The organism is Methylotenera sp. E1MeOHC1, from assembly GCF_058745595.1.
Genome location: NZ_CP196025.1, coordinates 2495714 through 2517723, shown reverse-complemented (window position 1 = coordinate 2517723; position 22010 = coordinate 2495714). Strand labels below are relative to the sequence as shown.

Annotated in this window: 26 protein-coding genes; 21 read left to right on the top strand and 5 right to left on the bottom strand. The window is 46.5% G+C overall.

All coding sequences use genetic code 11. The features are described 5' to 3' along the window. Nucleotides 1-8: 8 nt before the first annotated feature. Nucleotides 9-1397 carry a siroheme synthase CysG gene (gene cysG / locus ACSSU7_RS11905; RefSeq protein WP_492516677.1) on the bottom strand — a complete coding sequence of 463 codons (1389 nt, stop codon included), beginning with the start codon at nucleotides 1395-1397 and terminating at the stop codon, nucleotides 9-11. Between the two features lie 161 nt (nucleotides 1398-1558). Between cysG and miaB the strand changes: the two genes are divergently transcribed. From miaB to ACSSU7_RS11875, 6 genes are all read left to right on the top strand, one after another. Then, the gene (gene miaB, locus ACSSU7_RS11900) at nucleotides 1559-2842 is read left to right on the top strand and encodes a tRNA (N6-isopentenyl adenosine(37)-C2)-methylthiotransferase MiaB (protein WP_492517800.1); all 1284 of its coding nucleotides are present in this window, start codon (nucleotides 1559-1561) and stop codon (nucleotides 2840-2842) included. 2 nt (nucleotides 2843-2844) lie between these two features. Continuing rightward, nucleotides 2845-3792, top strand: a complete 948-nt coding sequence (locus tag ACSSU7_RS11895; RefSeq protein WP_492516676.1) for a PhoH family protein — start codon at nucleotides 2845-2847, stop codon at nucleotides 3790-3792. A 92-nt stretch (nucleotides 3793-3884) separates the two neighbouring features. Next, nucleotides 3885-4304, top strand: coding sequence for a phosphate-starvation-inducible protein PsiE (locus ACSSU7_RS11890; protein ID WP_135278511.1), 420 nt, complete (start codon nucleotides 3885-3887; stop codon nucleotides 4302-4304). Nucleotides 4305-4312: 8 nt separating this feature from the next. Then, nucleotides 4313-4750 carry an rRNA maturation RNase YbeY gene (gene ybeY / locus ACSSU7_RS11885; RefSeq protein ID WP_492516675.1) on the top strand — a complete coding sequence of 146 codons (438 nt, stop codon included), beginning with the start codon at nucleotides 4313-4315 and terminating at the stop codon, nucleotides 4748-4750. Between the two features lie 11 nt (nucleotides 4751-4761). Beyond that, nucleotides 4762-5634: a CorC family transporter gene (locus ACSSU7_RS11880; protein ID WP_492516674.1), complete on the top strand. Its 873-nt coding sequence runs from the start codon at nucleotides 4762-4764 to the stop codon at nucleotides 5632-5634. Nucleotides 5635-5765: 131 nt separating this feature from the next. Further along, entirely contained in the window at nucleotides 5766-6152 is a 387-nt protein-coding gene (locus ACSSU7_RS11875; protein WP_492516673.1) for a hypothetical protein, read from the top strand. 64 nt (nucleotides 6153-6216) lie between these two features. Here the strand turns inward: ACSSU7_RS11875 and mscL are convergent, their stop codons facing one another. Continuing rightward, on the bottom strand, nucleotides 6217-6639 hold the full coding sequence (mscL, locus tag ACSSU7_RS11870) for a large conductance mechanosensitive channel protein MscL (RefSeq protein ID WP_492516672.1): 423 nt from the start codon (nucleotides 6637-6639) through the stop codon (nucleotides 6217-6219). Between the two features lie 195 nt (nucleotides 6640-6834). On the opposite strand from mscL, the gene lnt reads away from it, so the two are divergent. From lnt to gmhB, 4 genes are all read left to right on the top strand, one after another. Further along, nucleotides 6835-8343: an apolipoprotein N-acyltransferase gene (gene lnt / locus ACSSU7_RS11865; RefSeq protein ID WP_492516671.1), complete on the top strand. Its 1509-nt coding sequence runs from the start codon at nucleotides 6835-6837 to the stop codon at nucleotides 8341-8343. Nucleotides 8344-8407: 64 nt separating this feature from the next. After that, nucleotides 8408-9364: a glycine--tRNA ligase subunit alpha gene (glyQ, locus tag ACSSU7_RS11860; RefSeq protein WP_492516670.1), complete on the top strand. Its 957-nt coding sequence runs from the start codon at nucleotides 8408-8410 to the stop codon at nucleotides 9362-9364. A 3-nt stretch (nucleotides 9365-9367) separates the two neighbouring features. Beyond that, nucleotides 9368-11479 carry a glycine--tRNA ligase subunit beta gene (gene glyS / locus ACSSU7_RS11855; protein WP_492516669.1) on the top strand — a complete coding sequence of 704 codons (2112 nt, stop codon included), beginning with the start codon at nucleotides 9368-9370 and terminating at the stop codon, nucleotides 11477-11479. Nucleotides 11480-11573: 94 nt separating this feature from the next. Then, nucleotides 11574-12116, top strand: coding sequence for a D-glycero-beta-D-manno-heptose 1,7-bisphosphate 7-phosphatase (gmhB, locus tag ACSSU7_RS11850; RefSeq protein WP_492516668.1), 543 nt, complete (start codon nucleotides 11574-11576; stop codon nucleotides 12114-12116). Nucleotides 12117-12135: 19 nt separating this feature from the next. On the opposite strand, the gene ACSSU7_RS11845 is transcribed toward gmhB, so the two are convergent. Next, nucleotides 12136-12291 carry a hypothetical protein gene (locus ACSSU7_RS11845; protein ID WP_492516667.1) on the bottom strand — a complete coding sequence of 52 codons (156 nt, stop codon included), beginning with the start codon at nucleotides 12289-12291 and terminating at the stop codon, nucleotides 12136-12138. On the opposite strand from ACSSU7_RS11845, the gene ACSSU7_RS11840 reads away from it, so the two are divergent. Then, a complete protein-coding gene (locus tag ACSSU7_RS11840; protein ID WP_492516666.1) occupies nucleotides 12290-12862 on the top strand; it encodes a lysophospholipid acyltransferase family protein in 573 nt (190 codons plus the stop codon). The two genes, ACSSU7_RS11845 and ACSSU7_RS11840, sit on opposite strands and share 2 nt — an antisense overlap. Next, a complete protein-coding gene (locus ACSSU7_RS11835) occupies nucleotides 12859-13566 on the top strand; it encodes a M48 family metallopeptidase (RefSeq protein WP_492516665.1) in 708 nt (235 codons plus the stop codon). The genes ACSSU7_RS11840 and ACSSU7_RS11835 overlap by 4 nt, the downstream gene beginning before the upstream one ends. Before the next feature lie 70 nt (nucleotides 13567-13636). Here ACSSU7_RS11835 and ACSSU7_RS11830 read toward each other — a convergent pair whose 3' ends face one another. Next, nucleotides 13637-14212, bottom strand: coding sequence for an SCO family protein (locus ACSSU7_RS11830; RefSeq protein WP_492516664.1), 576 nt, complete (start codon nucleotides 14210-14212; stop codon nucleotides 13637-13639). A 182-nt stretch (nucleotides 14213-14394) separates the two neighbouring features. Here ACSSU7_RS11830 and ACSSU7_RS11825 point away from each other — a divergent pair, with 182 nt between their 5' ends. From ACSSU7_RS11825 to ACSSU7_RS11815, 3 genes are read left to right on the top strand one after another with little or no spacing between them, the layout of a single operon-like run. Next, nucleotides 14395-15339: a branched-chain amino acid transaminase gene (locus ACSSU7_RS11825; protein WP_135278522.1), complete on the top strand. Its 945-nt coding sequence runs from the start codon at nucleotides 14395-14397 to the stop codon at nucleotides 15337-15339. 54 nt (nucleotides 15340-15393) lie between these two features. Continuing rightward, the gene (locus tag ACSSU7_RS11820) at nucleotides 15394-15585 is read left to right on the top strand and encodes a zinc-finger domain-containing protein (RefSeq protein WP_492516663.1); all 192 of its coding nucleotides are present in this window, start codon (nucleotides 15394-15396) and stop codon (nucleotides 15583-15585) included. Between the two features lie 41 nt (nucleotides 15586-15626). Beyond that, entirely contained in the window at nucleotides 15627-16070 is a 444-nt protein-coding gene (locus ACSSU7_RS11815; RefSeq protein ID WP_492516662.1) for a GNAT family N-acetyltransferase, read from the top strand. On the opposite strand, the gene murI is transcribed toward ACSSU7_RS11815, so the two are convergent. Beyond that, on the bottom strand, nucleotides 16065-16877 hold the full coding sequence (murI, locus tag ACSSU7_RS11810; RefSeq protein WP_492517799.1) for a glutamate racemase: 813 nt from the start codon (nucleotides 16875-16877) through the stop codon (nucleotides 16065-16067). The genes ACSSU7_RS11815 and murI overlap by 6 nt on opposite strands. A gap of 121 nt (nucleotides 16878-16998) precedes the next feature. On the opposite strand from murI, the gene ACSSU7_RS11805 reads away from it, so the two are divergent. From ACSSU7_RS11805 to panC, 6 genes are all read left to right on the top strand, one after another. Further along, nucleotides 16999-17547: a cob(I)yrinic acid a,c-diamide adenosyltransferase gene (locus ACSSU7_RS11805; protein WP_492516661.1), complete on the top strand. Its 549-nt coding sequence runs from the start codon at nucleotides 16999-17001 to the stop codon at nucleotides 17545-17547. A gap of 116 nt (nucleotides 17548-17663) precedes the next feature. Next, complete coding sequence (gene pcnB, locus ACSSU7_RS11800) at nucleotides 17664-19106, top strand: polynucleotide adenylyltransferase PcnB (RefSeq protein ID WP_492516660.1); 1443 nt, start codon at nucleotides 17664-17666, stop codon at nucleotides 19104-19106. Further along, entirely contained in the window at nucleotides 19103-19609 is a 507-nt protein-coding gene (gene folK / locus ACSSU7_RS11795; RefSeq protein WP_492516659.1) for a 2-amino-4-hydroxy-6-hydroxymethyldihydropteridine diphosphokinase, read from the top strand. The genes pcnB and folK overlap by 4 nt, the downstream gene beginning before the upstream one ends. Before the next feature lie 8 nt (nucleotides 19610-19617). Beyond that, nucleotides 19618-20265, top strand: a complete 648-nt coding sequence (locus tag ACSSU7_RS11790; protein WP_492516658.1) for a deoxynucleoside kinase — start codon at nucleotides 19618-19620, stop codon at nucleotides 20263-20265. A gap of 17 nt (nucleotides 20266-20282) precedes the next feature. Then, nucleotides 20283-21095, top strand: a complete 813-nt coding sequence (gene panB, locus ACSSU7_RS11785; protein WP_492516657.1) for a 3-methyl-2-oxobutanoate hydroxymethyltransferase — start codon at nucleotides 20283-20285, stop codon at nucleotides 21093-21095. A gap of 20 nt (nucleotides 21096-21115) precedes the next feature. Then, nucleotides 21116-21967, top strand: coding sequence for a pantoate--beta-alanine ligase (gene panC, locus ACSSU7_RS11780; protein WP_492516656.1), 852 nt, complete (start codon nucleotides 21116-21118; stop codon nucleotides 21965-21967). The last annotated feature ends 43 nt before the right edge of the window (nucleotides 21968-22010 follow it).

Genomic DNA, 22010 nt, shown 5'->3' with positions numbered 1-22010 from the left:
CTGACGCATTAAGCGCCAGGCTCAAACCAAGCCAATTTCTCACGCAGATGCACCACTTCACCAATAATGGTGAGGCATGGTGCTTTTAGGCCAGCTTCAATCACCTTCTCCGATAGGTCTGCCAAGGTTGCAGTCACTACTTTCTGGCGTTGAGTAGTCCCTTGCTGCACTACCGCCACTGGCATATCCGGTGAAACACCATGCTTAATGAGCTGCTCACAAATCTGCGCCAAACCAACCAAGCCCATATAAATGACGACGGTTTGCCTTGGGCGTGCCATCGCCTCCCAATCCAAATCCAAGCTACCATCTTTTAAGTGCCCAGTAATAAACAAGCAAGCTTGTGAATAATCACGATGGGTTAGCGGGATACCTGCATAACTGGACACGCCGTTAGCCGCGGTAATCCCCGGCACCACCTGGAATGGGATGCCATACTCCATCAAGGTTTCGATTTCCTCGCCACCACGACCAAAAATAAACGGGTCACCACCTTTTAGACGCAGTACGCGCTTGCCTTGCAATGCCAACTTAGCAAGTAACACATTAATTTCTTCTTGCGGCAGCGTATGCTGATCGCGTGATTTACCTACATAAATCAGCTCAGCATCGCGGCGCACCAGCTCCATCACCTCTGGGCTTACCAATTTATCGTAGACACATACATCACACTGCTGCATCAAACGTAACGCTCTAAATGTGAGCAGGTCTGGGTCGCCAGGTCCACCACCAACCAAAAACACTTCACCCTTGTTGACGGTGCCATTTTCTTGATCAATTAAATCTTGCAGCAAAGCACGTGCCGACTGCTCTTGCCCTGACAAAACACGCTCCACTAGCGGGCCTTGTAGCACATCTTCCCAGAAGCGGCGGCGCGCTTGTGTGGTGGTAAATTTTGCTTTTACTTTATCCCGGAACTCGCCAGCAATGCCTGCAATACGGCCGTAGCCGGCAGGCAGCATGGTTTCAATTTTAGTACGGATGTAACGTGCCAATACCGGCGCATTACCTTCACTGGAAATCGCTATCACCACGGGGCTACGCTCAATAATTGAGCCCATGGTAAAGGTACATAAATCTGGTGCGTCTACCACGTTAACCGGAATACCCAATGCTTTTGCATCAATTGACACCGCTTTATTCACGGCTTCGTCATCGGTTGCGGCAATTACCAAGCATGCGCCATCAAGCTGATGCTTGCTGTAGGTTACCTGTACACATTGAATTTTTTTCGCGTCAGCCAACGCTTGCAGCTCATGACAAATTTCCGGTGAAATCAAGGTCACCGCTGCGTTTGCCTTTAACAGCATGCTAACTTTACGAGTGGCGACATCTCCACCGCCAATCACCACACATAATCGATTGGTGATATTGATAAAAATAGGAAGTGCTTGCATGTTTTGAATGACTATCTATACATTAAGTTAATCATTTTACCTTGTAGTGAACAACTTTGCGTGAGGCAAGTGAGCAAATACGTTAAAATCATATTTTGCGTTTTGGCTATAACACCTTGAATACACCTAAAAAAGTTTTTATTAAGACCTTTGGCTGCCAGATGAACGAGTACGATTCATCGCGGATGGCAGACATGCTGTCTGCGTCTGACGGCATGGTAGAGACACTGACGCCGGATGACGCTGATGTCATTCTGCTCAACACGTGTTCTGTGCGCGAAAAGGCGGAAGATAAAGTATTTAGCCATTTGGGGCGTTTTATTCCATTAAAAGAGAAAAACCCGAACCTAGTGATTGGCGTGGGTGGTTGCGTGGCATCACAAGAAGGCGACAACATTATTAAGCGTGCACCTTATGTGGACGTGGTGTTTGGCCCGCAAACCTTGCATCGCCTGCCAGAAATGATTAAAAACAAACAGGCCAGCGGCACTTCACAAGTAGATATTAGCTTTCCTGAAATAGAAAAGTTTGACCACTTGCCGCCACCGCGTGTAGAAGGCGTTAGTGCGTTTTTAAGCATTATGGAAGGCTGCAGCAAATACTGTAGCTTTTGTGTAGTGCCCTATACGCGCGGGGAAGAGGTTTCCCGCCCATTTGCCGACATTCTGACCGAAGCCGTACAATTGGCAGAACAAGGCGTAAAAGAAATTACGCTACTAGGCCAAAATGTTAACGCCTACCGTACCGAATATGACGGTGTGGAGGCTGATTTAGCCATGTTGATTGAAACCATTGCAGAAATCCCGCAGATTCAGCGCATCCGCTTTACTACCAGCCATCCCAATGAAATGAATGAGCGCTTAATTAATTGCTTTGCTACTGTACCTAAGTTGGCAGCACAATTACATCTACCGGTGCAGGCTGGCAGCGACCGTATTCTGATGGCGATGAAGCGCAATTACACCGCGCTGCAATTCAAATCCATTATTCGCAAGCTCAAAGCAGCCAACCCTAACTTAACGTTCACGTCAGACTTTATTATTGGCTTTCCGGGTGAAAGTGATGCAGATTTTGAAGCCACGGTAAAACTGATGCAGGACGTAGGCTTTGACGCAAGCTTTAGCTTTTTGTATAGCCCGCGCCCCGGTACACCGGCTGCATTTTTAAAGGATGACACCACACAAGAAGTTAAACTGGCACGCTTAGATAAGCTACAAGCGATTAACGAAGCACAGGCCAAAGCTATTTCTGAAGCCATGCTGGGCAGCACACAACGCGTACTGATTGAAGGCGCATCGTGGAAAGATGCTAGTTTGCTGGCTGGCAAAACTGATAATAATCGCGTGGTTGATATCGCCGGTGATACAAGCTTGGTGCATCAGTTTGTGACTGTAAAAATTACCGACGTTTCTAACCCAAGACGCTTAATTGGCGAGATCGTATAACCATGGAAATTACCCTAACCCCTGAAGACAATGCTCGCCTTGCTAATCTATGCGGGCCGCTGGATGAAAACATCAAGCAAATTGAAACCGCACTCGAAGTTAACATTAACCGCCGCGGCAGCACGTTTAACGTCAGTGGCAAACTGGACAACACACGTCTTGCGGCACAACTGATTGAAAACTTTTACGTCCGTGCCAAAAAACCTATCGAGCTAGAAGATGTACAACTGGGCTTAGTCGAAATCGACAAACTCAAACCTGAGGATGTGGTTTCAACTGCAATGCCTGTACTCATGACACGCCGCGGTGATTTGCATGGGCGCACACCACGCCAAGTGGCATATTTGCAGCAAATACAAGAGCATGACATTACGTTTGGCATTGGGCCGGCCGGTACAGGTAAAACTTATTTAGCCGTTGCCTGCGCAGTAGATGCGATGACGCGTGACCGCGTTAAGCGTATTGTGCTAGTGCGCCCGGCGGTTGAGGCTGGCGAGCGCTTGGGCTTTTTGCCTGGCGATTTAAACCAAAAAGTAGACCCGTACTTACGCCCATTATACGATGCATTGTATGACCTAGCAGGTTATGACACCGTGAACAAAATGTTTGAACGTGGCGCCATTGAGGTGGCACCACTCGCTTACATGCGCGGACGCACTTTGAACCAAAGCTTTATTATTCTGGATGAAGCGCAAAACACGACACCGGAACAAATGAAAATGTTCCTAACGCGTATCGGCTTTGGTACTAAAGCAGTCATTACCGGTGACGTGACACAAATCGATTTACAGCGACATCAAAAAAGTGGTTTGGTCGAAGCGCAAAAGGTATTAAAAGATATCAAAGGCATTGCCATGACCCACTTTTTATCTGGCGATGTGGTACGCCACCCCTTGGTACAAAAAATCGTCAATGCTTATGAAGAATACGAGTCGCACCAAAAAAATTAACGGATATAAAGCAAGCACATAGCATGGCATTACCGCGCTAGAATAGCGCAAGGTATAATCGAAATAACAATGCATAATTTTTGAGATAAAAAATGACACCAAATAAATACAGCAAGATTTTGCAAAAAGGCTTAAGTATTGTTGAGCAAGTAGTATTGATTGTGATTGGCATTGCCACGATTTTTGGCGTGCTTCAGGCAATTCTAAATATTTGGGATGAACGCACTATTCACGTTGGCGACCTATTGCTGCTGTTCCTATACCTTGAGGTGATGTCAATGCTTAGCCACTACCTCACAGCAGGCAAACTGCCGGTCAGGTATCCGCTATATATTGGCATTATCGCCCTAGCCCGATTTCTAGTGCTGGACATCAAAGAGCTCGACGCGATGACCATGTTTGCACTTTCTGGCTCCATCCTATTGATTGCGCTGGCCATTTTAGTGGTGCGCTATGGTCACGTGAAGTTTCCGTACACTGATGGCACAGACTTACAATCTAAAACCGATTAAGACTACCTATGCCTAAATTAGCTGCAACCATTCAATATGCCAGCGTCGCCGACAGCCTTCCTAGTGCTAGTCAGTTTCGCAAATGGGCAAAAGCTGCGCTACGAGTAGATACCGAAGTGACCATCCGCATCGTCGATGCTGAAGAGGGCCAACTGCTCAACAACACCTATCGCGGCAAAGATTATGCAACAAACGTGCTGACCTTCCCGCTTACCGAAGAGCCCCACCTGATGGGTGACATCATCATTTGCGCATCGGTAGTAGCCACGGAAGCCAAAGCACAGCAAAAAAGCCTAGAAGCACATTATGCGCATTTAACGGTGCATGGCATATTGCATTTGCACGGCTACGACCATGAAACCGATGCACAGGCTGAGCTGATGGAAGGCCTAGAAACTGCAATTGTCACGAAATTAGGGTATGCTTCTCCCTATCTCATTACATAGGACGCCAACTAATGGCAACCGAGTCGGAAAAACCAAGTAACCATAAATCAAGTAACAAGCCCAGCTTGTTGGAACGTTTAAGTAATTTCTTATTGCGGGAACCCGAAGACCGCGAACAGCTGGTCGAGCTACTGCACAGCGCATATGAAAATAGCTTAATGGATGCGGATTCGCTCGCAATGATTGAAGGCGTGCTGCAAGTAAGTGAAATGCAAGTGCGCGACATCATGATTCCGCGCTCACAAATGGATGTTATTGACATCACCGAGCCTCCCGAAGTATTTATCCCCAGTGTGATTGAAACCGCACACTCGCGCTTTCCTGTGATTGAAGGTAATAAAAATGATGTCATCGGCATTTTGCTGGCAAAAGATTTGTTACGTTACTATGCGGGCGAAGACTTTGAAGTCCGCGACATGTTACGCCCTGCCGTGTTTATCCCAGAAGCCAAACGCCTCAACGTATTGCTGAAAGAGTTCCGCAGCAACCGCAACCATATTGCCATTGTGGTAGATGAGTACGGCGGTGTGGCTGGCATGGTAACCATTGAAGACGTGTTGGAGCAGATTGTTGGCGATATTGAAGACGAGTACGATTACGACGAAGATGAAGACAATATTATTCAAAATGCAGATGGTCAGTACCGAGTTAAGGCACTCACCGAGATTGCAGACTTTAATGAAATTATAGGCACAGACTTCAGCGACGAAGAGTTTTCCACCATAGGTGGCTTGATTGTTAGCAAATTTGGCCACTTACCAAAACGCAATGAAGAAGTTAGTTTCAACGGCATTCACGTAAAAGTATTACGCGCAGATAGCCGCCGTCTGCACACCATTTTAGTTTCGGTTAAAACAGAGCCGGCTACCGAGAATAAAGACTAACAAAAACTAAGTTTAATTTCAACTATTCCATTTTAAATTAGGTAGATAGGGAACTAAGTCTAGAGATTCATTTCATAACTCTGTGTTGTCGTGAATCTCAATTCTTTAGTCCAATTTAACTGGAGTTCGTTATGAAGCACTTATTGTTTGTTTGTCTTTTTGTTGCGCAGGCACTATTGGTACAAACTGCAATGGCAGAGGAAGCCACGAGCAGCAAGGCTACCATCCCCACGATAGAGCAGGACTTTGTAAAGTCAATCAATCAATTTAGTAAAGCCCAAATTATTGAACAGTTTGGCGAGCCCGCAAAATCAGACGATGTAAAAGTAAAAGGCTCGGGTAAAGTGGTAGCTTCAATTTGGCTTTACCATTTTATCAATACGGCTGCTGACGGTTCTTATTATGAAACTACCGAGTTAGATTTTATTGATGACAAAGTGGTGATGGTTGCGTTTTTAAAGAATGATGGCAGTGAAGGGGCTGAAGCGGGCCAACATTATGAAGTGCCACTTCAATAACTTGCACACATAAAAAAGCGCCGTTCAAGGCGCTTTTTTACTTTCAAATTACCAAGATTTAAGTCTATTTTTTCAGTGCGTCACGAATCTCGCGTAACAAAATAATATCTTCTGCCGTTGGTGCAGGCGCCGGTGCGGGCTCGGCTTTTTTCAGACGATTCATTTGTTTCACTAACATAAAGATCACGAATGCTAAGATGACAAAATTAATCACGATGGTTAAAAAATTACCATAAGCAAGCATCGGCACTCCCGCTTGCTTAAGTGCCGCATACGTCCCCGCATTCCCTTCCGGTATTGCTGCTAATGCAACAAACATATTAGTAAAATCTACATTACCCACAACCTTACCAATCAGCGGCATGATGATATCGCCCACTAAAGAATCGACAATCTTTCCAAATGCAGCGCCAATGATGACACCCACTGCTAAATCCATGACATTGCCTTTTAAAGCAAATTGTTTAAATTCCGACGCGATACTCATGCATTTCTCCAGTCATAAAGTTGTACAGACAGATGCAACATCTGTAACGGGTATGGTTAACTTCAAATATTTTTCTTACTTGGTAATTAAATATATGACTTATATAGCCACCATGTCAACATAAGCTAATCCGCGCAGCACAATTTAGATGTTAATCTTTGTTATCTAAGGCACTAACAAGCTACAATTCGCAGCATGCTATTTCCTATATCCAACCCTGCAATAAAAACCGCAACGCTCTTTGCACTAGGTGCTTTTGGTGTGCTTGGTTTTGCGCCCTACTACTTTTACCCTGCCAGCATACTCTCGCTGATTGGCGTTATCTATTTCATTAGCTTAAGTGACTCAGCCAAGTCTGCCGCTATCAACGGCTTTACTTATGGCTTAGGCCTATTTGGTGTTGGCATTTACTGGATTTACATTAGCCTGCATACCTATGGCGGCATGCCTGGCATCATGGCAGCTTTTTCTACTTTTGTATTAGCGGCATTTTTGGCGTTATTTCCGGCCGCGGTCGGTGCCTTGAGCAAAAAAATGGGGCAGCAGCCTAACTCCATTATCATTGCCATTCCGGTATTTTGGGCACTCGCAGACTGGGTAAGAAGCTGGATATTTACTGGATTTCCGTGGCTCACGATTGGCTACAGCCAAGTCCCAGCCAGCCCTTTAGCCGGCTATATGCCAATTACCGGTGTTTATGGTGTGACTTTCATTACAGTGCTGATTGCCAGCGTGATTGGTGTTTGGCTAGCAAATAAATCCAAAGCACCCGCCTGGCAACGTGGCGCAATCGGCACGCTGTTATTACTCATCTCCACCGGTTATGGGTTAAAACAGATTGAATGGACGACACCGATTGGCAAACCGCTCAGCGTGAGCTTGCTACAAGGCAATATTGAACAAAACCTGAAATGGGCACCAGAGCTTGCTGAACACACCATGCAGCAATACCTGACCATGACGGAACAAAGTAGCGCAAAATTAATTGTACTGCCAGAAACAGCGCTGCCAGTGATTGCCAGTGAGGTTCCGCACGAGTTAAAAACAAGGTTACTTGCACACGCACATAAAAATCAGGGCGACATCTTGGTTGGGATGATTGAGCGTGAGGATGGTGAATACTTTAATAGCGTACTGAGCTATGGCAGTAAGCAAACACTGACGTATCGTAAATCGCACCTTGTACCATTTGGTGAGTTTATTCCACTGAAAGTGGCATTTGGCTGGGTATATCGAGACTGGCTCAATATGCCTTTGAGCGACTTATCTCGCGGTGCAAAATATCAGCAGCCTATGCCTGTTGCAGGTGAAAAAGTAGCGGTCAACATCTGCTATGAAGACGTGTTTGGTGAAGAGATCATTCGCCAACTACCGATGGCCTCGTTATTAGTTAACGTCAGTAACGACGCATGGTACGGCGAATCTTACGCGGCAGACCAACACTTGCAGTTTTCTCAAGCACGCGCGCTTGAAACAGGCCGCATGATGTTACGCGCCACTAACACAGGGGCGACTGCGATTATTGACCAAAAAGGTTATCTCACAGCACACGCACCACACTTTGTGCAAACCTCACTCAATGGATACGCCCAAGGCTACACTGGCACAACCCCTTATGTATACTGGGGAAACTGGCTATTTCTAACCATATGTTTCGGCTTATTGCTGCTCATATGGAAACGTAACAGAATGTCATCAAGATAAAACCTATTGCAAGACTACAAAACCAAGTAAAATTGCACTTTTCGCCAATTTCAACGAACATATCATGGCTTTAACATTTCAAGAGATTATTCTCACCCTGCAAAAATACTGGAGCGACAAAGGCTGTGCGCTTCTACAATCTTACGACATGGAAGTTGGTGCTGGTACTTCGCACACTGCAACGTTCTTACGTTCATTAGGCCCTGAGCCTTGGAAAGCAGCTTACGTGCAACCAAGCCGCCGCCCTAAAGATGGTCGTTATGGCGAAAACCCAAACCGTTTACAGCATTACTACCAATTTCAGGTGGTATTAAAACCAGCACCAGCAGACATTTTGGAGCTGTACCTAGGCTCGCTAGAAGCGCTAGGTTTTGACTTAAAGCAAAATGACATTCGCTTTGTAGAAGATGACTGGGAAAACCCAACACTAGGCGCATGGGGTTTAGGCTGGGAAGTTTGGTTAAACGGCATGGAAGTGACTCAGTTTACTTACTTCCAACAAGTAGGCGGCATTGACTGCAAACCGATTACCGGCGAAATCACTTATGGCTTAGAGCGTTTAGCCATGTACCTGCAAGGGGTGGATAACGTATACAACCTGACTTGGACACGTGATGAAAATGGTAAAGCCTTAAGCTATGGCGATGTATACCTACAAAACGAACAAGAGCAAAGTGCTTACAACTTTGAGCACTCAGATGCTGACTTCTTGTTTACCGCATTCAATGCGCATGAAAAACAAGCCAAGCATTTGATGGAAAATCAATTAGCGCTACCTGCTTATGAGCAAGTGCTTAAAGCAGCACATACCTTTAACTTGCTTGATGCTCGCGGTGCAATTTCTGTGACTGAGCGCGCAGGCTATATTGGCCGCATTCGTAACTTGGCACGCGCTGTTGCTGCCAGCTACCTAGACAGCCGCGCCAGACTTGGCTTCCCGATGGCGCCAAAAGATTGGGCAGATGAAGTGCTAGCCAAGCTTGATAAAGAAAAACAAGAAAAAGATAAGAAGGTTGCTTAAATCATGTCACAACAAAACTTACTTGTAGAATTATTTGTAGAAGAGCTGCCGCCAAAAGCACTGAAAAAACTAGGCGACGCATTCAGCAGCACATTATTTGAAACCTTGAAGCTTCAGGGCTTATCTGCTGAAAACTCAGTCGTGACTTCTTTTGCAACACCGCGCCGTTTGGCAGCGCACATTACCGCTATTGAGGCGCAAGCTAAAGACAAGCAAATTTCACAAAAGCTGATGCCTGTGAGCGTAGGGTTGGATGCAAACGGCAATGCCACCCCTGCCCTAATTAAACGCTTAAATGGCATGGGCTTAGACGAAGCCGCAGTTTCACAGCTAACCAAGCAAATGGATGGCAAGAACGAAGCCTTGTTTTTAGAAGTGACGCAAAAAGGCGCTGTGCTCAACGATGGTTTACAAAAAGCCATTGAAGAAGCCATCCAAAAACTGCCTATCCCTAAGGTCATGACCTACCAGCTAGCAGATGGCTGGAGCAGCGTTAACTTTGTGCGCCCAGCACATGGCTTAATCGCCCTGCATGGTAGCGATATTGTTGCAACCAGTGCGCTAGGGTTAAACGCTAGCAACCAAACGCAAGGGCACCGCTTTGAGGCTAAGTCAGCTAATGTGGTGATTAAAAACGCAGACAGCTACGCAGAGCAACTTAAAACAGAAGGTGCAGTGATTGCCAGCTTTGCTGAGCGTCGTGCTGAAATCGTACGTCAACTCACGGCAGCAGCAGCTAAAGAAGGCCTGAAACCAATTGACGATGATGCATTACTGGATGAAGTGACTGCATTGGTAGAACGCCCAAATGTGCTACTTGGTCAGTTTGAAGAAATCTATTTAGAAGTACCGCAAGAGTGCTTGATTCTTACCATGAAGGCGAATCAAAAGTACTTCCCATTGTTAGATAGCAATAACAAGTTAACAAACAAGTTCTTAATCGTATCTAATATTTGTCCTGCCGACCCATCTGCAGTGATTGGCGGTAACGAGCGCGTGGTACGTCCGCGCTTGGCCGATGCTAAGTTCTTTTTTGACCAAGACCGCAAAAAAACGCTGGAATCACGTATTGCTAGCTTAGAAAAAGTGGTTTATCACAACAAACTAGGCTCACAAGGTCAGCGTACAGAGCGCGTAGTTGCGATTGCTAAATTGATTGGCCAACAACTAGGTGGCGACGCATTGGCAGCACAGGCTAGCCTAGCTGCACAATTGGCAAAAACCGACCTTATCACGGACATGGTAGGTGAGTTTCCTGAGTTGCAAGGCATCATGGGGCGCTACTATGCGCAACATGAAGGTTTAGATAACGAAGTTGCTTTTGCAATTGAAGACCATTACAAACCACGTTTTGCTGGCGATGACTTGCCACGCAATCAAGTGGGTATCACCGTTGCATTGGCAGATAAACTCGAAACCCTAGTTGGTTTATTCAGCATTGGCGAAAAACCTACGGGCGATAAAGACCCGTTCGCATTACGCAGGCAAGCGCTAGGCATCATCCGCATGCTGATTGAAGGCAAACTATCATTAGCTTTTGAAGCACTGATTCAAGATGTACTGTCAGCGTTTGAGCACGATGCAGCTAGTACCAAAGCTACTGTACAAGCCATCAAAGAGTTTTGCTTTGACCGCTTGAGCGTCAACTTACGTGAGAATGGCGCCACAGCGCAAGAGGTAGATGCAGTACTTTCACTAGACCCTGCTATGCTCAGTGAAATTCCACAACGCCTTGCCGCTGTACGCACGTTCTCTGAGCTTGCCGAGGCGCCAGCATTGGCGGCAGCGAACAAACGCGTCAGCAATATCCTAAAAAAAGTGGAAGGTGAGATCCAAGCGCAAGTGAATGTGAGCTTGCTACAAGAAGCCGCTGAAATTGCATTGAATAACGCACTACTATCAGTCAAACCAGAAGCAGACAAACACTTTGAGAGCGGCGATTACACAAACTCATTAAAGGCACTGGCGGCATTAAAAGCGCCTGTGGATGACTTCTTCGACAACGTCATGGTCAATGCGGACGATGCCGCACTTAAGGCAAACCGTTTAGGTTTACTTGCCACATTGCACCAAACCATGAACCGTGTCGCTGATTTATCTAAACTGGCAGGTTAATAATCCATTCACCACGCTCATCACACTAAAGCATGACTTAAAATTTCTTTAGTAAAATGAGCGTGTATAACATTGAGATAAGATTGGTTACCTTATGAAGTTAGTGATATTAGATCGCGACGGTGTCATTAATCAGGACTCCGCCAATTTCATTAAAAATCCTAATGAGTGGATTGCGATTCCTGGTAGCCTTGAAGCTATCGCCCTATTGAACCAATCCGGGTTCAGAGTAGTGGTTGCAACCAACCAATCAGGCGTGAGCCGTGGCTTATTTGACATGGCTACCCTCAACAGCATTCACGACAAAATGCACCGCGAGCTGTCACTAGTCGGCGGGCGCATTGATGCAGTGTTTTATTGCCCGCACTCGGCTGATGACAACTGCAACTGTCGCAAACCAAAAACTGGCATGATTAAAGAGATTGGCAAGCGCTTCTCTGTAGATTTAAATCAGGTATGCGGTGTGGGTGATGCATTGCGCGATTTACAGGCGTTTGCCAATGCAGGCTGCCAACCCATCTTAGTGCGCACCGGCAAAGGTGAAACCACGCTAAGTTCTGGTGAGTTACCAGCTAATACCATCGTATTTGCCGACTTAAGTGAAGCTGCTCAATATATCATTGCTGAAAATATCTAACTCAGAATACATCTAAACTTTAGAACACACCTAAGCCCATGCTGCTGTTACGCTCCACTTTATTTTTACTCGGGCAGATCATTACTGCACCCATTTTCACATTGATTGCATTGCTCTCAATGCCACTGCACCCTGTCACACGTAACGTGCTGATCTCAGGCTGGGCGCGCAGCATGATTTGGTGGCTACGTATTACTTGCAATATCCGCCATGAAATTAAAGGGTTAGAGAATATCCCAACCACGCCCAGCATCATTCTGGCAAAGCATCAGTCCGCTTGGGAAACCTTAGCATTTCAGGCCATTTTCCCTACGCAAGTTTACGTGCTGAAACGTGAGTTATTGTGGATTCCAATATTTGGCTGGGGTTTGGCAATGTCATCCCCGATTGCAATTGACCGTAGTGCAGGGCGCGAGGCGCTGAAAAAACTTGTGGCCCAAGGTAAAGCTAGGCTAACAAAAGGATTATGGGTGGTCATTTTCCCTGAAGGCACGCGCAAGGCGCCGGGTGAGCGCGGCAAATATCATATTGGCGGCGCATGGCTCGCAACCCATACCGAAACACAGGTGGTGCCGGTTGCACACAATGCAGGCAAGTTCTGGGCTAAAAATTCATTTATCAAAAAGCCAGGTGTGATTCAGATACACATAGGCAAAGCAATACAAACCGTCAATATTAAAACCGATGCATTAAACAGCCAAGTTGAGCATTGGATAGAGTCTGAAATGGCAACGCTGCCGGAATGAGTCACACCATCCAACTCCCCTCTGGCGAGAAAATCCACTACACGCTGGAACACAGGCAGCGCCGCACCGTTGGCCTCAAAATCACACAAGAAGGCCTAATCATCCATGCACCCAAGCGCATCGCGCAAACCTATCTGGAAAGCCTGATTGTACTGAAAGCTGATTGGATTCTTAAAAAACTAGAGGCACGTAGCGCCAACCAGCACCCGCCGATGCAATGGCAAGATGGCAACCAGCTTTTATTGCTAGGCAACCCAATTACGCTAGTGACAAAACAGGATATTCGCTCCAGAGCGGTTGAATATACACCGGGCTTTTTACAACTGGCTATGCCCAATCACGATGAGCCAAGCGCTGTGGAAAGAAAAGTACTGCAATGGTATAAAAAACAGGCACTGACTGATTTTTCCAGACGCTTATCGCTGTTTGCCACCAAACTAGGTGTACCTACCCCTGAATTATTCCTATCCAACGCGCGCTCGCGCTGGGGTAGCTGCAACTCCAAAAAAGAAATTCGGCTAAACTGGCGCCTGCTGCAGGCTCCGCCGCACATTATCAATTACGTGGTGTGCCATGAGCTAGCGCACTTAAAAGAGATGAACCACTCAGCAAAATTTTGGGCAGTGGTTGCCAGTATTTTCCCGGATTACAAAGCAGCAGAAAAAGAACTGAAAGCGTGGTCGCCTAAGCTACACGTCATCTAGATTACTTGGGCTAGGCAGCTTGGCGTATTTGCATCCTGCGCACACACCATCCGCTAAAGCAATGCCGCAGCTACAGCAACTTCTGAATATCACTCGCAATCATATCCGGCTTAGTACCATAATCCACATACAGGCGAATCTTGCCGGCTTTATCAAACACATAGACACCCGCGCTATGGTCTATGGTGTAACCGCTACGCCCTTTATTTTCAACTTTTGCTGCAAAAATCTTAAAGTCTTTAAGCACTGCCGCGGTTTGCTCTTTAGTCCCATACAGGCCGATAAAGCTAGGATCAAAAGCCGGCACAAATTGCGCCAGCAATGGCTGCGTATCACGCTCAGGGTCCAAAGTCACGAACAGCACTTGTAACTCACTAGCGTTAGCCCCTAGTAACTTCATGCTTTGTTTCATATCATTAAGCGTGGTTGGGCACACGTCTGGGCAATGCGTATAACCAAAAAATAACGCAACAACCTTACCCTTAAAATCACTCAATGTGCGCGGCTTGCCAGTGTGATCGGTCAGATTAAGCGCGTTACCGAAGTCCGCCCCAGTAATGTCTGTAGTATTAAACTTTTGCGCATTATTTGCAGGGCCGCAGCCCACCAGCAACGGCAGTAACAGCACCAGCCATATTAATCTCATGAATTTATTCACCGAATCCCACCTTTGCAGCATCATTAATAGGTAAAGATTCTACCATGCACAATAAATTCAACATGTTGCATGATAAATTTATCTACAAATCAGATAAATTACTGCAAACCAAGTGCGCACTCGTTTACAATATTACTTTTGCAAAACTTCAAGCATTTTAAGGACTCAGCATGGCTAACCCTGCAGCAACTTCTGGCGGTATGGCAGACCGCGACGGCGTAATTTGGTATGACGGTAAAATGGTGAACTGGCGTGACGCCACCACTCACGTTCTAACACACACATTGCACTACGGCATGGGCGTGTTTGAAGGTGTACGCGCCTACAAAACAGACAAAGGCACTGCAATTTTCCGCTTGAAAGAGCATACAGACAGATTATTCCGCTCTGCGCATATCTTAGGCATGAAAATGCCTTACAGCAAAGAAGAGCTAATCGAAGCGCAAAAAGCAGCAGTACGTGATAACAATCTAGAATCTGCTTACATGCGCCCAATGGCGTTTTACGGCGCAGAAGCAATGGGTATCTCTGCAAAAACACTTTCTACCCATGTTATCGTGGCTGCATGGAAATGGGGCGCTTACATGGGTCAAGATGCTCTAGATAACGGTATTCGCGTGAAAACATCATCATTCTCACGTCACCACGTTAACATCACCATGTGTAAAGCCAAAGCAAACGGTAACTACATGAACAGCATCTTGGCTCACCAAGAAGCTGCGCAAGATGGCTATCAAGAAGCATTATTGCTGGATGTAGACGGCTTTGTTGCAGAAGGCTCTGGCGAAAACATTTTTATCGTTCGCAACGGCAAACTGTACACACCAGACCTGACCAGCGCGCTAGAAGGCATCACGCGCGACACTATCGTGCAATTGGCGACTGAATTAGGTATTCCAGTGATTGAAAAACGCATCACGCGCGACGAAGTTTATGGCGCTGATGAGGCATTCTTCACCGGCACAGCCGCTGAAGTAACGCCAATCCGTGAGCTAGATAACCGCGCAATCGGTGCAGGCACTGCAGGCCCAATCACTAAGCAATTACAAAAACTATACTTTGATGTAGTGACAGGTAAGTCTGCAAAACACGCAGACTGGTTAACATTAGTATAAAAACTAACACGCCCATTCCCGCGCAAGCGGGAATGGTGAAATAAGGATATTTTAATGTCTAACGCGAATGAAATCGAAGTATCAGCTAAAGACCTGCCGTTGCACTGCCCAACACCTGAGGTGGCATTATGGTCATCTCATCCACGTGTATTTCTAGACGTAGCAAAAACAGGCCATGTGGCCTGCCCTTACTGTGGAACAAAATATAAATTAAAAGCTGGCGAAGTGGTTAGCCACCATCACTAGCCGCTTGAGATAGCTGCGAATCAGTTGTTATTGCATCAGCAATGATTTCAGTGCGCCCCATTGCTATATCCGACTACACAAGCTGGTGTAGTTTGTACGCAGCGTATGCGGAGTTTTATCAAGTAACACAGACCCAAGAGATGCGCGACCAAGTTTGGTCTTGGCTGCATAATACCAATCACGAGATGAATGGTTTAATTGCCATCAACCACGAAGGCGTTGCGGTCGGCCTGGCGCATTACCGGCCATTTGCTCGGCCACTGTCAGCCTCCACCGGTGGCTATTTGGATGACTTGTTTGTCACCCCTTCCGCCCGCGGCAACGCGATAGGAACAAAGCTGATTGAAGCTGTCACGCACATTGCGAAAGAGAAAAACTGGTCCGTACTGCGCTGGATTACTACCGAAAACAACGCTCAAGCAAGAAACACATACGATAAGCTTGCCATGCAAACCAAATGGGTAACTTACGATATCAAGCTATAGCAAACTAACTTCGGCTGACTGCTTCCACAAACTATCCACCACCTGTTTTGCATTTTCTGCGGCACTATTTGTCCAAAACCGCACGCTCCCCAGCTGCGACTCGCTAGTGAGCAAATCAAGCTCGGCTAATCGCTTTTGCAACTGTTTAGCTACTGCAGCGCCAGTATCAATCAGGCTTACCTGCTCGCCTACTACCTGTTCTATCAATGGCCGCACAAAGGGGTAGTGCGTACAGCCAAGCACGATGGTATCTGCACCTTCATCCAGTAATGGCTGGCAATATTTTTTAACCAATTGCAAAGTATTATCGGCCTGCAACTCTCCGCGCTCTACACACTCCACCAAACCAACACATGCCTGCGTGACGACTTTTACATTGCGGCCATAGCTTTCTAACAGGCCTGCAAATTGGGCACTTTTTAAGGTGCCGGTGGTTGCCAGCACACCGACAATGCCATTTTTTGAGGCCGTTGCCGCAGGCTTGACTGCTGGCTCCATACCAATAATAGGTAGCGTATATTTCTCTCGCATCATATCAATGGCGGCGGCAGTCGCTGTATTACACGCCACCACGATGGCTTTGGCATAGTTTGCGATTAAAAAATCGGTAATCTCGATACAGCGCGCTTGAATTTCTGCCGGACTTTTATTACCGTAAGGCGCGTACTTGCTGTCAGCCACGTACAGCAATTGCTCATTAGGCAACAATGCATGAATATGTTGTAAAACCGAGATGCCGCCCACTCCAGAATCAAAAACAGCGACTGGCCTTTGCTTGATATCATGCATATTGGATTGATCGGTCATCATTAAGCGGTTAAGTTACAATGCACACATTATAAACCGTTGAGATAATTAAATGCTCAACCGCATACCGCAACATAACATAGCATCAGACATCACAGGCGCATAAGAAAAAGGATGAATAATGGGTAACCGTTTAAGTAAAATTTACACGCGCACAGGCGACAGCGGCACCACAGGACTGGGTGATGGTAGCCGCATAAGCAAGGATAGCATCCGCGTAGAGGCGATGGGCGATGTAGATGAACTGAACTCAGTCATCGGCTTAATCTTGGCAGAGGGGGTCTCTTCCCACTTGCAAACTACACTCACTAAAATTCAGCACGATTTATTTAACCTAGGCGGAGAGATTTGCATTCCTGGTTATGTACTATTAACAGCATCGTGCGTGGATGATTTAGAGCATCACATAGACACACTAAATGACGGGCTTAGCCCATTAAAAGAGTTTATATTGCCCGGCGGCACTAAAAGTGCAGCCTTTTGCCATTTAGCACGCACCGTATGCCGCCGCGCAGAGCGCAAACTCATTGAATTACACCGCAATGAGAAAGTAACTGAAGTTTCCCTGCAATATTTAAATCGACTCTCTGATTTATTATTTGTGATGTGTCGTATTATTAACAAAGAAGCTGGCGTAAGTGATGTATTGTGGAAAAACGAGCGCGCTTGAACAGCAGCGTGCCACTACCTCACGCCGCTCAACACGCGATCTCATCAGCACGGCCAGCATCCACCCATGCATCATTCAGATTTTAGAATCAATATAGGTTAAGCTATAATTTCAACATGATAAGAAAACTGTTCAACAAAATCTTTAAGCCTAAACTAGCTAAAACCGAGCATGAAACATCAGCGCGAGCCAGGCCAGAAAACGCAAAATCGCAGCATGCAACGCGCCCTGTCTTAGGTACAAAGAAATCTGCCAAAAGAAAAGGCAGCAACACTGATAACGCGAACAGCATTCCGCTCAAAAAGCACCAAATTGACCGCAGACTGCTAAGTAATGCCGCCATAAAAACTATTGAAGGTCTGCAAAAAGCAGGGTTTGAAGCGTATATCGTTGGCGGTGCCGTGCGCGACTTACTGCTACAGCGTGTCCCCAAAGACTTTGACGTAGCAACAGATGCCACGCCTGAAGAAGTTAACCGTGTATTTAGACGCTCACGCATTATTGGCAGGCGCTTTAGGCTAGTACACGTGTTGTTTGGTGATGAAACCATTGAGGTATCTACATTTCGCGGCCACCATGAAGCCAAAGGTGACGCTCACACCAATGAAAGCGGCCGCATCATTCGCGATAATGTATTTGGCAGCTTGGAAGAAGACGCCACACGTCGCGACTTTACTGCCAATGCCTTGTATTACGACCCTACCAGCGAGATCGTACTAGACTTCCATCAAGGGTTTGCCGATATTCAGGCCGGCATACTGCGCATGATAGGCAAACCAGAAACACGTTATGCCGAAGACCCAGTGCGTATGCTACGTGTAGTACGTTTATCTGCAAAGTTAGGGTTAAAAATCGACCCAGCCACCATGGCGCCTATCGCCAAAATGGCAGACTTACTGCAAGACGTACCGCCCAGCCGTTTGTTCGATGAAATGCTCAAGCTATTTTTATCGGGCCACGCTATTGAAAGCGTCAGTGCATTGCGCAAACAACATCTACATCACGGCCTGCTCCCTATGCTAGATGTGGTGTTAGAGCAGCCCATGGGCGAGCGCTTTGTCATGCTCGCACTCAAAAATACAGACGAGCGTATTTTGTCAGGCAAATCCGCCAACCCGAGCTTCCTGTTTGCCACCTTGCTATGGCATGAAGTACTCGCGGCGTGGGAGGTCTATAAAAAAGATGGCAACCCACCTATCCCCGCACTGCACATGGCGATGAGTGAAGTTTTAGCCTCACAAGCGGAAAAACTGGCGATTCATAACCGCTACACCGCAACCATGAAAGAAATTTGGGGCATGCAGCCGCGCTTTGAACAGCGCTCAGGCAAACGTCCATTTGGCTTACTCATACATCCGCGCTACCGCGCCGGTTACGACTTTCTGCTACTGCGCTGTGAGTCAGGCGAGTTGCCAGCAGAACTAGGCACATGGTGGACCGCATTTGCAGAAGCGGATAACGAAACACGCCAAGCGATGCTGGAGGCGGACACCGCTCCTAAAAAACGTAGAAAAAGAAATCGCAAAAAACCAAGCGGCAGCGCACCATCTGAATCATGATAAAACGCGCATTTGTTGCACTTGGAAGTAATCTGGAAAACCCAAAAGTGCAGGTGGAGCGTGCATTGATTGCATTAAACCACTTGCCGGGGACTCGATTACTAAAGCAATCATCGCTCTACCAAACAGCGCCGATTGATTGCGTTGATACCGCACCTGACTTTATCAATGCTGTGGCTGAAGTGGAAACCACGCTCTCACCTGAGGCGCTACTTGACGCTATTCTCAACATTGAAAATATTGCGGGACGGGAGCGCCCTTATATCAATGCGCCGCGCGTATTGGATTGTGACTTGCTGTTATATGAAGATGTAACGCTGAACACACCCAAACTCACCCTGCCGCACCCGCGCATGCATACACGTGGTTTTGTTTTATTACCATTATTTGAAATTGCGCCGGATATTTCCATCCCAAATCATGGCAAAATAGCCGCGTATATGACGCCAGAGTTATTGTTTGGCATCAACAAATTACCATCTGCAGAAAATTACCCTCAGTAAGTTAAAACATGAGCATTTTTAATAAATTTCCATACATTGTTGTTGAAGGCCCAATTGGCTGTGGCAAAACCACGCTTTCTAAAATGCTGGCGGATAAGTTCCCAGTGGATTATCTGTCCGAAAAAGCAGAGGCCAACCCTTTTTTACCACGCTTTTATCAAGATGCGCAACGTTATGGCCTACCGACACAGCTGTTTTTCTTATTTCAGCGTGCCAATCAAATCAAAGAGTTAAGCCAGCGCGATATGTTTGCAAAACCGATAGTTGCCGATTTCTTTTTAGAAAAAGACCCGTTATTTGCCAGACTCAATTTAGATGATGAAGAATATGCGCTGTATCATCAGATATACCAGCACCTGCAGCTCAAAGCGCCCAAGCCTGACCTGGTGATTTATCTGCAAACACCAATTGACTCATTAATGGAGCGTATTGAAGAGCGTAGCGTCAGCTACGAACAAGATATCCCAAGAGAATATATCGAACGACTATCCAACGCATACAGTGACCTATTCCACAATTACGACACATCCCCAGTGTTGATCGTCAACAACGAGAAGCTTAATATTGTTAAAAACCACAGCTCTCTAGACTTGTTGCTCGACCGCATCTTGCAGATTAAAGGACAGCGCGAGTTCTTTAATCCTAACTTTGAATAACCTTTGGGTATACATACATGACATTACCTAAGCTCAATGAAATGGCAGCCAGCGGCGAGAAAATAGCCATGCTCACGTGCTATGACGCCACTTTCGCTAAGTTGATGGCGTATGCTGGCGTGGACATTCTACTAGTAGGCGACTCTCTCGGCATGGTATTACAGGGTGCTGAAAATACCCTCAATGTAAGCATGCATCACATGACGTACCATACCAAAAGCGTTGCGGCAGGCGCACCTAATAGCTTGATTATTGCCGATATGCCCGTAGGCAGTTACGAGCACGATAACGAAGCTGCTTACAAAAACGCGGAGTGGTTGATACGCTCCGGCGCGCAAATGGTTAAATTTGAAGGTGGCGGTGACCGTGTAGAAACCGCACGCTACCTTATTGAGCGAGGCATCCCTGTCTGTGCGCACTTGGGCTTCACGCCGCAGTCGGTCAATCAACTTGGCGGCTATAAGATTCAAGGAAAAACTGAGGAAAGCGCCCATCAAATCATGCAAGACGCCATAGATATGAGCAATGCCGGCGTGAGCATGATGGTGCTGGAAATGGTACCCGCAGCATTAGCAAAGCAGATTACAGACAGCATTAAAGCACTGACCATCGGGATAGGCGCTGGCGTAGACTGCGATGGGCAAGTACTCGTTATCCAAGATGTGCTGGGCATTTATAATGGCGCAGCTAGCAAATTGCCTAGTGAATTTAAAGCACCGCGATTTGTAAAAAACTTTTTAGCTGATACCAACAGCGTGCAACAAGCTGTGAGCAACTATGTAAAAGCCGTGAAAGATAAAAGCTTTCCTGCGCTCGAACATAGCTACTAAACCTCAACTGTCGCTAAAACATGCAACGCATCCACACCGCTGATCAACTCAGACACACACTCAAGGCACACAACAGCATAGCCTTTGTTCCTACCATGGGCAACCTGCATGATGGCCACATCGCGCTGGTGAGTTTAGCCAGACAACATGCGCAATGTGTAGTCGTCAGTATTTTTGTCAACCCGTTACAGTTTGGCCCTAATGAAGACCTAGCCAACTACCCCCGCACCCTAGAGGCCGATTGCAAACGACTAGAAGACGCAGGCGCTGATATTGTGTTCATCCCTAGCGTAACTGAAATGTACCCGGATTTTGATGGTGAGCAACTAAACCAGACCATGACTATTTCCGCGCCGTCAATTGCCTCAGAGCTATGCGGCGCCTCACGCCCCGGGCATTTCTCTGGCGTGGCCACGGTCGTCATGAAGTTATTTAATTTAGTTATGCCGCAAGTGGCGATATTTGGTAAAAAAGACTTTCAGCAGGTATTTGTCATTAAAGAACTGGTGAGACAATTTAACTTACCGATACAGATTATTGCCGGTGATACGGTGCGCGAGCCAAGCGGCCTCGCCATGAGCTCACGCAACGGCTATCTAACACCGGCACAAAAAGCAGAGGCGGCACAACTGCACCAATGTTTAGTGAATATCGTTAATCAGATCAAGCAAGGCAATACCAATTTTGCAGATTTAACCCATTCTGTATCACAAACCTTGGTGCAAAAAGGCTGGTTAGTGGACTATATATCAGTACGTGCGGCCTGCACTTTACAGCCTGCAAAGAACCAAGATAGCCAGCTTGTTGTCCTGATTGCTGCAAAACTTGGTAATACCAGACTCATCGATAATATTGATTTTTGCGCTAAGTGATTGAAAAGACTATAATGCAATCCCTTTTGAAAATCGGTTAAGC

Excerpts from the sequence above, each read along its gene's own strand:
- pcnB (WP_492516660.1), top strand. The coding sequence starts at position 17,664 with ATGATAAGAAAACTGTTCAACAAAATCTTTAAGCCTAAACTAGCTAAA.
- ACSSU7_RS11880 (WP_492516674.1), top strand. The coding sequence starts at position 4,762 with ATGGCAACCGAGTCGGAAAAACCAAGTAACCATAAATCAAGTAACAAG.
- miaB (WP_492517800.1), top strand. The coding sequence starts at position 1,559 with ATGAACGAGTACGATTCATCGCGGATGGCAGACATGCTGTCTGCGTCT.
- murI (WP_492517799.1), bottom strand. The coding sequence starts at position 16,877 with ATGACCGATCAATCCAATATGCATGATATCAAGCAAAGGCCAGTCGCT.
- ACSSU7_RS11805 (WP_492516661.1), top strand. The coding sequence starts at position 16,999 with ATGGGTAACCGTTTAAGTAAAATTTACACGCGCACAGGCGACAGCGGC.
- gmhB (WP_492516668.1), top strand. The coding sequence starts at position 11,574 with ATGAAGTTAGTGATATTAGATCGCGACGGTGTCATTAATCAGGACTCC.
- glyS (WP_492516669.1), top strand. The coding sequence starts at position 9,368 with ATGTCACAACAAAACTTACTTGTAGAATTATTTGTAGAAGAGCTGCCG.
- ACSSU7_RS11820 (WP_492516663.1), top strand. The coding sequence starts at position 15,394 with ATGTCTAACGCGAATGAAATCGAAGTATCAGCTAAAGACCTGCCGTTG.
- ACSSU7_RS11890 (WP_135278511.1), top strand. The coding sequence starts at position 3,885 with ATGACACCAAATAAATACAGCAAGATTTTGCAAAAAGGCTTAAGTATT.
- ybeY (WP_492516675.1), top strand. The coding sequence starts at position 4,313 with ATGCCTAAATTAGCTGCAACCATTCAATATGCCAGCGTCGCCGACAGC.
- ACSSU7_RS11825 (WP_135278522.1), top strand. The coding sequence starts at position 14,395 with ATGGCTAACCCTGCAGCAACTTCTGGCGGTATGGCAGACCGCGACGGC.
- panB (WP_492516657.1), top strand. The coding sequence starts at position 20,283 with ATGACATTACCTAAGCTCAATGAAATGGCAGCCAGCGGCGAGAAAATA.
- ACSSU7_RS11875 (WP_492516673.1), top strand. The coding sequence starts at position 5,766 with ATGAAGCACTTATTGTTTGTTTGTCTTTTTGTTGCGCAGGCACTATTG.
- lnt (WP_492516671.1), top strand. The coding sequence starts at position 6,835 with ATGCTATTTCCTATATCCAACCCTGCAATAAAAACCGCAACGCTCTTT.
- ACSSU7_RS11895 (WP_492516676.1), top strand. The coding sequence starts at position 2,845 with ATGGAAATTACCCTAACCCCTGAAGACAATGCTCGCCTTGCTAATCTA.
- ACSSU7_RS11790 (WP_492516658.1), top strand. The coding sequence starts at position 19,618 with ATGAGCATTTTTAATAAATTTCCATACATTGTTGTTGAAGGCCCAATT.
- panC (WP_492516656.1), top strand. The coding sequence starts at position 21,116 with ATGCAACGCATCCACACCGCTGATCAACTCAGACACACACTCAAGGCA.
- cysG (WP_492516677.1), bottom strand. The coding sequence starts at position 1,397 with ATGCAAGCACTTCCTATTTTTATCAATATCACCAATCGATTATGTGTG.
- ACSSU7_RS11835 (WP_492516665.1), top strand. The coding sequence starts at position 12,859 with ATGAGTCACACCATCCAACTCCCCTCTGGCGAGAAAATCCACTACACG.
- mscL (WP_492516672.1), bottom strand. The coding sequence starts at position 6,639 with ATGAGTATCGCGTCGGAATTTAAACAATTTGCTTTAAAAGGCAATGTC.
- ACSSU7_RS11845 (WP_492516667.1), bottom strand. The coding sequence starts at position 12,291 with ATGCTGCGCGCCCAGCCTGAGATCAGCACGTTACGTGTGACAGGGTGC.
- glyQ (WP_492516670.1), top strand. The coding sequence starts at position 8,408 with ATGGCTTTAACATTTCAAGAGATTATTCTCACCCTGCAAAAATACTGG.
- folK (WP_492516659.1), top strand. The coding sequence starts at position 19,103 with ATGATAAAACGCGCATTTGTTGCACTTGGAAGTAATCTGGAAAACCCA.
- ACSSU7_RS11840 (WP_492516666.1), top strand. The coding sequence starts at position 12,290 with ATGATTTGGTGGCTACGTATTACTTGCAATATCCGCCATGAAATTAAA.
- ACSSU7_RS11815 (WP_492516662.1), top strand. The coding sequence starts at position 15,627 with ATGATTTCAGTGCGCCCCATTGCTATATCCGACTACACAAGCTGGTGT.
- ACSSU7_RS11830 (WP_492516664.1), bottom strand. The coding sequence starts at position 14,212 with ATGAGATTAATATGGCTGGTGCTGTTACTGCCGTTGCTGGTGGGCTGC.